The organism is Stieleria sp., from assembly GCF_041595215.1.
In the GTDB taxonomy this organism is placed as follows: Bacteria; Planctomycetota; Planctomycetia; order Pirellulales; family Pirellulaceae; genus Stieleria; species Stieleria magnilauensis.
In genome coordinates, this window is the sequence record NZ_JBFHKV010000245.1 from 1 (window position 1) to 9,109 (window position 9,109).

General features: G+C 59.0%; 8 protein-coding genes. 3 read left to right on the top strand and 5 right to left on the bottom strand.

The features are described 5' to 3' along the window. Positions 1–289 precede the first annotated feature (289 nt). Together dnaB and ABX749_RS11670 are read right to left on the bottom strand one after the other, a co-directional pair. Positions 290–1,732 (bottom strand): replicative DNA helicase, encoded by a 1,443-nt coding sequence (gene dnaB / locus ABX749_RS11665; RefSeq protein ID WP_095736481.1) that lies wholly within the window; start codon positions 1,730–1,732, stop codon positions 290–292. Between the two features lie 267 nt (positions 1,733–1,999). Next, positions 2,000–3,703 carry a DnaA ATPase domain-containing protein gene (locus ABX749_RS11670; protein ID WP_372896136.1) on the bottom strand — a complete coding sequence of 568 codons (1,704 nt, stop codon included), beginning with the start codon at positions 3,701–3,703 and terminating at the stop codon, positions 2,000–2,002. An 899-nt stretch (positions 3,704–4,602) separates the two neighbouring features. Here ABX749_RS11670 and lexA point away from each other — a divergent pair. Beyond that, a complete protein-coding gene (gene lexA, locus ABX749_RS11675) occupies positions 4,603–5,205 on the top strand; it encodes a transcriptional repressor LexA (protein ID WP_145208552.1) in 603 nt (200 codons plus the stop codon). A gap of 255 nt (positions 5,206–5,460) precedes the next feature. Here lexA and ndk read toward each other — a convergent pair whose 3' ends face one another. Further along, positions 5,461–5,919 (bottom strand): nucleoside-diphosphate kinase, encoded by a 459-nt coding sequence (ndk, locus tag ABX749_RS11680; RefSeq protein ID WP_145222217.1) that lies wholly within the window; start codon positions 5,917–5,919, stop codon positions 5,461–5,463. A 309-nt stretch (positions 5,920–6,228) separates the two neighbouring features. Between ndk and ABX749_RS11685 the strand changes: the two genes are divergently transcribed. Beyond that, complete coding sequence (locus tag ABX749_RS11685) at positions 6,229–7,008, top strand: hypothetical protein (RefSeq protein ID WP_372896137.1); 780 nt, start codon at positions 6,229–6,231, stop codon at positions 7,006–7,008. Here ABX749_RS11685 and ABX749_RS11690 read toward each other — a convergent pair. Next, positions 7,005–8,012, bottom strand: coding sequence for a hypothetical protein (locus ABX749_RS11690; RefSeq protein ID WP_372896138.1), 1,008 nt, complete (start codon positions 8,010–8,012; stop codon positions 7,005–7,007). The genes ABX749_RS11685 and ABX749_RS11690 overlap by 4 nt on opposite strands. Positions 8,013–8,035: 23 nt before the next feature. Beyond that, complete coding sequence (gene aroH / locus ABX749_RS11695; protein WP_145208548.1) at positions 8,036–8,464, bottom strand: chorismate mutase; 429 nt, start codon at positions 8,462–8,464, stop codon at positions 8,036–8,038. A 239-nt stretch (positions 8,465–8,703) separates the two neighbouring features. On the opposite strand from aroH, the gene ABX749_RS11700 reads away from it, so the two are divergent. Next, positions 8,704–8,958 carry a hypothetical protein gene (locus ABX749_RS11700; protein ID WP_145208546.1) on the top strand — a complete coding sequence of 85 codons (255 nt, stop codon included), beginning with the start codon at positions 8,704–8,706 and terminating at the stop codon, positions 8,956–8,958. Positions 8,959–9,109 lie beyond the last annotated feature (151 nt).

Sequence of the window (9,109 nt, forward strand, 5' to 3'; positions counted from 1 at the left end):
CAAAAAATTGGTTGGTCAAAAAATTGATTGGTCAAAAAATTGGTTGGTCAAAAAATGGGGTGGTCAAAGAATGGGGTGGTCAAAGAATGGGGTTTCTGGCAGCGCGATCGAACGGGGATTGAGCCGTTGCTGAGATTTTTTGACCCCATCATTTTTTGACCAATTTTAGCCACAAGAAATCTCGGCCTTGCCGAAAACAAGGCGCCATGCAAAGAACGAGGACACGCGTTGCGCACCGTCATCGCGTAAGTGCATGAGCATCGGGTGAACCAGTGATGCCGCTGTCCAATCAGAACCCGCCGGGCGCGGTGAACTCGGCGTAGTCGCTGAATTCATCGTGGTGTTCGGGGGCGCGGTTGCTGAACCGGGTGAAGTCGGATTCCCAGGTCAATTGCACGTCGCCGACCGGGCCGTTCCGCTGTTTGGCGATGATGATTTCGGCTTGCCCGGCGTACTGGGCGCGTTCTTCACCGCGATGGTAATACTCTTCGCGGTGGACGAACATCACGACGTCGGCGTCTTGCTCGATGGCCCCGGATTCACGCAAGTGGCTGAGTTTGGGGCGGTGGTCTTTGCTGTCTTCGGCCTGGCGATTCAATTGCGACAGGCACAACATCGGGACGCCCAGTTCACGCGCCATCCCTTTCAGGCGACGAGCGATCTTTGCGACTTGTTCTTGACGGGGGTCGCGCGAGTTATCCGGTTCGATCAGTTGCAAGTAGTCGATCACGATCAAACCGAGACTGCCGTGCCGCCGTTTGATCCGTCGTGCGGCCGCGGCGATTTCGCTGACCGTTCGGCTGGGAGAGTCATCGACGAAAAACGGCGCGGTGCTGATTTCGTTAGCCTTGTTGATCAAGCGGGTTTGATCCTCGGCGCTGATCGTTCCGTTTCGCAGGCGGTGACCGTTGACGCGGGCGAGGGAGCAGAGCATCCGGTCGGCCAATTCGATGCCCGACATTTCCAAGCTGACAAACAGCACCGGTTGTCGCATTTCGATCGCCCCGTGTTCGGCGATGTTCATCGCCAGCGCCGTTTTTCCCATCGACGGTCGGGCGGCGAGAATGATCAATTCGCCGTTGTGCAACCCGCCGGTCATGGTGTCGTAGTCGGCCAGACCGGTTTCGACGGTCCCGTCGGTGACTTCACCGCGCAAGCGGGCTTCCATCCGGTCCATCGCGGCGTGCAGCACATCGTTCATCGAGTGCAGGGAGTTGGACGAGCGTCCGTCCATGATCGAGAACACTTTCTGTTCCGCCTGGGCACAAAGCTCTCGCGCGTCGCTGGCCTGGTCGTAGGCGTCGCGGAGAATTTCGGTGCTGGCGTTGATCAGGTTCCGATAAACTGCTTTTTCGGAAACGATGCCGGCATAGTAAACCGCGTGTGCGGCGTTGGGCACGGAGTTGGAGAGCTTGGCCAGATACGCGGCCCCACCGATCTTGTCAAACTCGTCCGACGTCTTCAGCCGGGAAACGAGCAGCATCACATCGATCTTCTCGCCGTTGTCGTACATGTCACGCAAGTGCGTGTACAAGATCCGATTGGCATCGTCGTAAAAGTCATCCGCTTTCAAGGACGCGGTGTCGTCACAGACTTCGGGCAACAGCAGGATACTGCCCAGCACGCCCATTTCGGCTTCGAGATCATAGGGCGGCTGGCGCTGAAGGATTTCGGCAGCCGAGAGCGGTTTCTTTTTCTTTTTGTCCCACGGACGTTCGTTCTGGTCAGCCATGAAGTTTCCGATCCCTGGAAGGTTTTGAAGAAGCAGCGGCAAAGTCCGCCGAGCGGGAGACTAGGTCAGTGTCTGGTGTTTCGACAAAAGTTTCAAGTTGCGGGTTTTAAGTTTCGAGTTTGGAGTTTCAAGTTTCAAGTGAGTTGGCAGTTGGCAGAAAAACTGGGGGCAGAAAAAGGGAAGGCGGAACAGGAGAATCAGACAAGAAAATCGGTGACAAGAAAATATCGGGTGGTTTCATAGAACCTGAAACCTGAAACCTGAAACCTACCCCGTTTTCAGCATGGATTCGATGCGGCGGATCGCTTCATCGGTCGAGAGGGCGGCTTGCCCCCTGCCGACGCTGCGACCGGCGTCGAGCCATTGGCGGACACGCTGATTGGCCAGGATCGCGGTGCTGTGGCTGCGTCCCCCGAAGTGCCCGCCGATTTCGGAGTAGGCGCTGCTGGTCATCTCGCGGGCCAAGTACATCGCCAGCATTCGCGGTTCGGTGATGGACTTGGTTTGTGAACCCGACTGCAGCGACTTGGAATCCAATTGAAAGACTTTTTCGACGGCACGTTCGATGGCGCTGAGCGTGATCGGGACACCGGAGGAGCGGAGCAGGTGGGCGCCGTGCTGACGGATTTGGTCCATCGAGGGCATTTGGCCGTGCATCCGTTGCAGCAGTGCGACCAGATTGACGATGCCGCTGAGCAGTCGCCCGTCACCGCCGGCGACCGATGCGATTTCGTGTAGCGTCGCGTCGGGCCAAGGGATCAAGCAGCGCTCTTCCGCGTAGCGTGCGAGCAGTTGCGTTCGCGTCTGGGTGTCCAGCGATTCGACTTGGCAAACCAGCCCCGAAGCCAATCGCCCCGAAAGTTCTCCGCCCAGTCCGTTGATCTCATTGGGCGACTTGGTTCCGGCAAACACCAGCGGTTTGCCGACTTCGGCAAGCATTTCGATGGTGTGGTGGAGTTCACGAATCGTGGCCTTCTTTTCGACGAAGAATTGGATGTCGTCGATCAACAGTGCGTCGGCGTCACGAAAACGAGACCGAAAGGCGGGCAAGCAGTTTCCGTTGAGCGCCTTGATGAAGTCATTGGTGAATTCTTCAGCGGACAGGTAGACGACCCGTCGCATGCGATGGAGACCGCGTAATTTTCCAGCCACGGCGCTCAGCAGGTGCGTTTTGCCGGACCCTGGCGGTCCCCACAGGACCAAGGGGGACGCCAGACCGGGGCTTTCGATGGCCATTTTGCAGGCCGTCCGCGCCAGCTCGTTGCACTGCCCGCCGACAAAGTTCTCCCAACTGCATTCGCTTCGCGTGTTGGAAGCGTGATGGGGCGTCTCGGCGGTCGATGGCTTGGCTTCGGCTTTTGTTGCCTGCGATGTGATCCCGCCGGCGAACGCGCCAGCGGCCGAGACCGTCGGTCGCGTTGTCGCAGTTCGTTTCGGCCGCGGTGACTTTCGTGAATCGGTGCCGTCTCGCAGGATCGCTTGCAGCGACTGGGTGCCCCGCGGCTTTCGCACGACGGATGCTGCGGCTGCTTTCGCCGCGGTTCGGCGTTCTTGTCGCACCGAGGACGCGGGGCGGGAAGTCTCGTCAGGCTCGCGGCCGTCGGTCGCATCGCCTGCGTCGGTGGCATCGCTGGCGCCCGCTTCGGCAAACGGCAACTCGGCTTGGAGCGTGGGGCGATCCTCGACGTGGACCCTGACAGTCGTCGACGCGCCACAGGCCGATGCGGCGGCACCGCGCATCGCGGCCAGGTAGTGATTGCTCAAGCGGTCGGCGGCGAATTGTCCGGCCGCGACGGCGACGATCGATCGCGAGGGGTCGGCGGTCCCGGCAACTGCGTCAGCGGCTTCGAGAACAAAGCGAACGCCCGAGAACCAAATCTGGAAACGCTCGTGCCCCACACGTTGCTTCAAAGCCTCCTTGAATGTCGCGATGACGTCCGAGTCATCGGTGCAGCCGTGCGGTGTGGACATACCGGGAGCGCAGTCCTCCATCATGGATGTTCGCGGGATCAGTCGGGAACCAACCAGACGACACGGACATGCGGCCACGCATCGTTGTGCTGTGTCGATCGGATTGGTGTGTTCTTGGGGAATCCATCGAACCGGAAAAGCAGCCAAAGCGTTGGCAAGAAAAGCAGCCAACCTAGCTCCGCTGGGTGGCATCTCAGCCTCCCGGATCGATGAGGGACTTGAATCGTCGACGTTGAAACTGGTCCCCCCCGGTGGTGCGGTCCACAGCGTTTGCGGACACGTTGGTGTGGGGACGTGATTTCTTCACGTCGCGTTCATCAAGTGGGCGAGATTCTATGTTTGCTAGCACGCAAGTCAAACCGATTGCTAGCAAGTTGCGGATGCTTTTTTTTTCGACCCGGACGATCATTCGACTGGGGCAATAATTCCCGGTCGCATGGTCCGAATCTGGCCGTGCCCGTTGTCAAACCTGCCCGCTTTGTGCGAGTTTTCCGGGGCGTGGAAAAAGTGTCGCCCGCGGCGGGGGTGAGTGCCATCTGCCATCGGCAGAGTGTCTGTAAAGTCTTGCTGTGCAGCGGTTTGTGGCGTTTGCCTGGCGATCAAAGTCGAAAACCGGCCGCACCAACGGTGGCGGATCGATGCGGCCCGATCCACGAAAATCTGTCTTCGGTGGCGACAACGCGTCGGGAAATCGAACGGCACGCCGATTAGCACTACGGTATTGGACAGATGTGCTCCTAATCATTTCGGCACCGGTTCAATTCCGCACGATTTAATGCCGGGGGTCCTGCTATACTCCATCTGGCCCGTGTTCGGGTTTCATGGACTTTGACAAATGGACCACATACACTGTTCATGTTGTCACTGCGACGACATCACACCGTTTACTGAGAAGGCTAATGGGGACCAAGCAACTCACCGACCGCCAACGGCGGGTATACGAGTTGATTCGAGAGTTAATTCTCAACCGGGGCTATGGACCAACGGTTCGTGAGATCGGCGAGGCATTTGGCATCAAGAGCCCCAACGGGGTGATGTGTCATTTGCGTGCGCTGGAGCGAAAGGGATTGATCCACCGCAGCCCCAACAAGTCGCGGGCGATCGAATTGACCGAAAAACTCGATCGCCAGAATCACAGTCTTCCGATGGCCGGGATGGTTGCCGCCGGAACGACTGCCTTGGCATTTGAGCAGAGCGACACGATGGATTTCAGCGGGATGTTCTGCCAGAACGACCGTTTTATCCTGCAGGTGTCGGGCGATTCGATGATTGAAGCGCACATCCAAGACGGCGACTTTGTCGTCATTCAAAAGCAGGAATCGGCTGAACCGGGCCAGATGGTGGTGGCGGAGCTTCCCAGCGGAGACTCGACGCTGAAGTTTTGGTTCCCGGAAGAGGGCCGCATTCGGCTGCAACCGGCCAACGCGGAGATGTCGCCGTTGTATGTCGACGACGCCAAGGTTGTCGGCGTCGCCGTGGGCGTCGTGCGGAACGTGCTGTAGGCAGCCGCTGGGGCGCTTGTTCAAGGCGGCCTGTTCGGTGCCGGCCTGTTCGGTGCCGGCTTATTGACCCTCCCTCGCTGCGTTCGACTCCATCGGCAGCAAGTTAAGCCGTCGAATCGTCATTGAGTGAAGTCACCCTCCCATTGGGAGGGTGACGAACGATGTGTCGATCCAATGCCCAATCAGGGAGGATGGCGTCACGCCTCGCAGCGGGCGTGATTCTTTACGCGTGGTTCTCGATGCCACGCGGTTTCGTTATTCGTCGCCGGCGCGCAGGAAGGGCGTCAGGACGGGTTCATAGCGGCAGATCTCGCTGTCGTCGAAGTAGATGCCCAGCTCTCGTTTGGCCGCTTCGGCACCGTCGCTGGCGTGGACCAGGTTCATTTGCCGGCTGCTGCTGAAATCACCGCGAATGGTGCCGGCGGCGGCGTTGAGCCCGCTGGTGGCGCCCAACATGTCGCGAACGACTTTGATGACGTCGAGTCCATCGATCGCCATGGCGACGATCGGGGCCGAGGTGATGAACGCTTCCAGGCTCGGGTAAAACGGTTTATCGACGTGTTCGGCGTAGTGCTTTTTCGCCATTTCCGGCGTCACTTTCAGCATCTTCATTGCAACGATGTTCAAGCCTTTGGCTTCGAATCGCGCGATCAATTGTCCCATCAATCGCCGCTGGACCGCGTCGGGTTTGAGAAGAACGAGGGTGCGTTGCATCAGATCACTCATCAAAAATAAACTCCACTCAAGCCTTTCGGATGTTTGCGGCAGCCGCCTAGGACTTTGTGCGGGGCCGTGTCGAAACGATTTCGGCACGAATTATCAGCTTCTGTCGCGGTTGCGCGAAGCGGGTATTAAGTGCAAGGTTCGGACCTGATAGATTTCAGCGTCCCGACCCGACCGTGGCAACGGCGCGACCGAGGGAATTGATTGTCGGCGTGTCGCGCGCCCGAGCGGGGCATCGATTGGTGCCCGGGCCTGTAGTTGGATCGACATCGGAAGTAAGAATCTCAAAAAGGCGACACGATGACAGAAGCTGAGCAGCATGACGGGGACGAAGCCCAGGGAAACGAGCAGCACGGGCATGCCCATGTGCATTCGCATGGATCGGGTGGATCGCAGAAAAAGCGGATCTATCTGGTGCCGTATCCCAAGTTCATTTTCATGTACCCGACGTTGATCATCTCGACCCTTGCGACGTTGGTGTTGTGGGCTGGCGGTCACTCGATTGCCGATCCGAGCCAGACCGTCCCGGTCGTGATGACAGGGATTTTCCTGTGTGTGATGATGGCCAACTTGTTCATCATCGTCTTTGATTTTCCCAGGGCGACGTCGCTAACGCTGGTGTTTATCGTGACCACGGTCGCGATGGGAGTGTGGATGCTATTTCTCACCCGCCCCGATTTATTGCCTGCGGTGGGGGATTGGATCAAGCGGATCCGTCCGGTCGCCAACACGACGTTTTTTCTGTGCACGACGATCGGTATGACGTTGATGTACATCGCGGTCTTTGTCAGCACCAAATTCAACTATTGGGAATTGTCCAACAACGAACTGCTGCATCACCACGGTTTGCTGAGCGATTTGAAACGCTATCCGGCTCCGAACTTGCGTGTCGACAAAGAGATCAACGACGTGTTTGAATACATGTTGTTGGGGGCGGGGCGATTGATTCTGCACCCGACGACGGAGAAGCGGGCGATCGTGCTGGACAACATTCTGTTCGTCGGAAAGAAAGAAGACCAAATGACGCGAATGCTGGGATCGATCAAGGTCAAGATCGGCGACGACAGCGGTCCCAATTAGTCCAGTTCGTGGTCGGCAAAGTCGTCTTGTCCCGCCGATCGTGCGGTTTCGGACCGTTTGCGAAGCGGGGCGAGCATGCGGTCGAGGGCTTTCAAGGCGACCGGCATCGCCGCGCCGGCGTCTTTCCATTGGTCCCACCAGTTGGCGACGATCTTGCCGACCGACTCGTCGCCGAGCCGCCACAACGCCACAGCGGTCTGGACCGGCAGGGGATCGGCGCGGAACAATTCCAGATTCGCCCCGGCGGTCAACACGACCGGCACGCAGCCGAGATCCCAGGGCAACGTGGTGCGGCGGTGAGTTCCCGAGCCGAAGTCTTCGGGGTGGCTGGGGGTTTCGCCCTGTCCCAGTGTTGCCGCCAAGTGCCGACCGACGGCGACTTGTGTGACCCAGAATGCCAATCGAAAGATCTCGCTCACGGCGGGATCGGCGTCGGTCAACATCGCTTCGATCCAGACGCGGCATTGGCCCGAGTCAAACCCGCCATCGCCGCCGCGGACCGGTTGGACCAACAGACAATCGACGTTCTCGGGCCACCATTTCTCCGGCGGCGCCGACCCCCAGATCTGTCGCGCCGTTTCGATCAACAGGCCCGGACCATAGGTTTGCCAGCGATCTTTCAGGGGACCGGCACGCAGGCCGAGCTGTTGTTCCAGCTTGGGAAAACGTTGTTGGTAAGCGATCCGGCATTGGTCGAGTTGGGTTCCCAGCGCCGCGGCGGTCTGGTCGATTTGAAGTTCGCTGCAGCCGGCGGCGACCAGGGCCGGTGGACAGGACTGCCGGGCGGTCCGCCCGGCGGCAACCGAGGCGAACAGTGCCGACCAGAACGCTCGGACGTCGGCCAGCGCCGAAACCAGCCGGGTGTTGATTTCGCTGGTCGGACCGCTCAGTGCCGATTCGGTCCGCTGGTCGCTGCAGACGCCGCCGGTGGCGACGACGAACGAGGCGTGAATCACGCTCAAATCGACCGCAGGGTGAAATCGGACGTTGGATTTCTTGGCCAAGGCTTTGAAACTCGTGCAGCGATCTAGGGGGTGGAAGACAGTTGGGACTGGATCCATTGTTCCAGCTCGTCAAAATCCACGGGCGGAAGCTCCGACAGATCGGGCCGCAATTTTACCGCGTCGTGCAAGTAAAAGTGCTGGATCTCGGACTGTGATTTCTCGGTGTTCCAGTGCAGCAACACGCGAATGCAGCGTGGCAACGATTTTTCGACGGTGATTTCGTATCCGCACAACAACGGGACTTCCAGCCAACCGAGTTGGCGCGCGGCCAACGCGGGGAATTCCGCCGACAGGTCTTTGGTCACGGTGAAGTAGGCGCTGGCCAGGTCCGCCGTGTCGATCCCGTTTTGGCGAATCATCAGCGCCAGCAACTGTCTCGTTGCGAGCAAGATTTCGTCACGATCATCCGCTTGGACCGTTGTCGCACCGCGGACGCCTCGGCAAGCCAACATACTTTCTGATTCCTTAGGGCAATGGACCAATCGCCGTGGGATCGGCGTGAGCCGCCCGCGGGCGCGTTTTGCTCATCGCCCGATTTCGACGGTGGTCAGAATTGACGGGTTTCCTGACGCCGATTTAGCCGTATAAAGCTTACTCGGAAACGCCTACTATAGGGACCGAACCGCCCGGCCGATAACCGTCTTGACCGGCCCATGACATTCGACCACACCTTTCCATTCGGAAACTGAATATGAGCGACCACCGTTCGCCCTATCAAGAACGAATTATCAAGAATTACTACCAAAACCGGGATTCGATCGGGATCCAAAAGGCTCAAGAAGCGGTCAGCGAGCTGTACCTGAGCCAAGGCAAGAAGCGAGAAACCGTCTGGAAACGGCTGATCAGCCATCTGGAGAAGGCCGGATTGCCGGCCGAGCAGATCGAACATCTGCGGGAAAAAGACGACCCAGCGCTGGTCGCCGAGGCGATCGGAAAGCTCGCCTGAAAATCGTCTACGGCCGCTGAAACGCATCGAAACGGCCGGGGCTGGCGCCATGCCCGAAGTCCTACGGCCAGCGCCCTACGGCTGGCGGCTCACCACTCGTGTTGAGCGTCTCAATCGCTCGACAAGCGCCCAAGCAGACAAGACCCACCGC

Coding starts and splice junctions, on each gene's coding strand:
- ndk (WP_145222217.1), bottom strand. CDS start 5,919: ATGCAACGCACCCTCGTTCTTCTCAAACCCGACGCGGTCCAGCGGCGA.
- aroH (WP_145208548.1), bottom strand. CDS start 8,464: ATGTTGGCTTGCCGAGGCGTCCGCGGTGCGACAACGGTCCAAGCGGAT.
- ABX749_RS11685 (WP_372896137.1), top strand. CDS start 6,229: ATGACAGAAGCTGAGCAGCATGACGGGGACGAAGCCCAGGGAAACGAG.
- dnaB (WP_095736481.1), bottom strand. CDS start 1,732: ATGGCTGACCAGAACGAACGTCCGTGGGACAAAAAGAAAAAGAAACCG.
- ABX749_RS11670 (WP_372896136.1), bottom strand. CDS start 3,703: ATGTCCACACCGCACGGCTGCACCGATGACTCGGACGTCATCGCGACA.
- ABX749_RS11700 (WP_145208546.1), top strand. CDS start 8,704: ATGAGCGACCACCGTTCGCCCTATCAAGAACGAATTATCAAGAATTAC.
- lexA (WP_145208552.1), top strand. CDS start 4,603: ATGGGGACCAAGCAACTCACCGACCGCCAACGGCGGGTATACGAGTTG.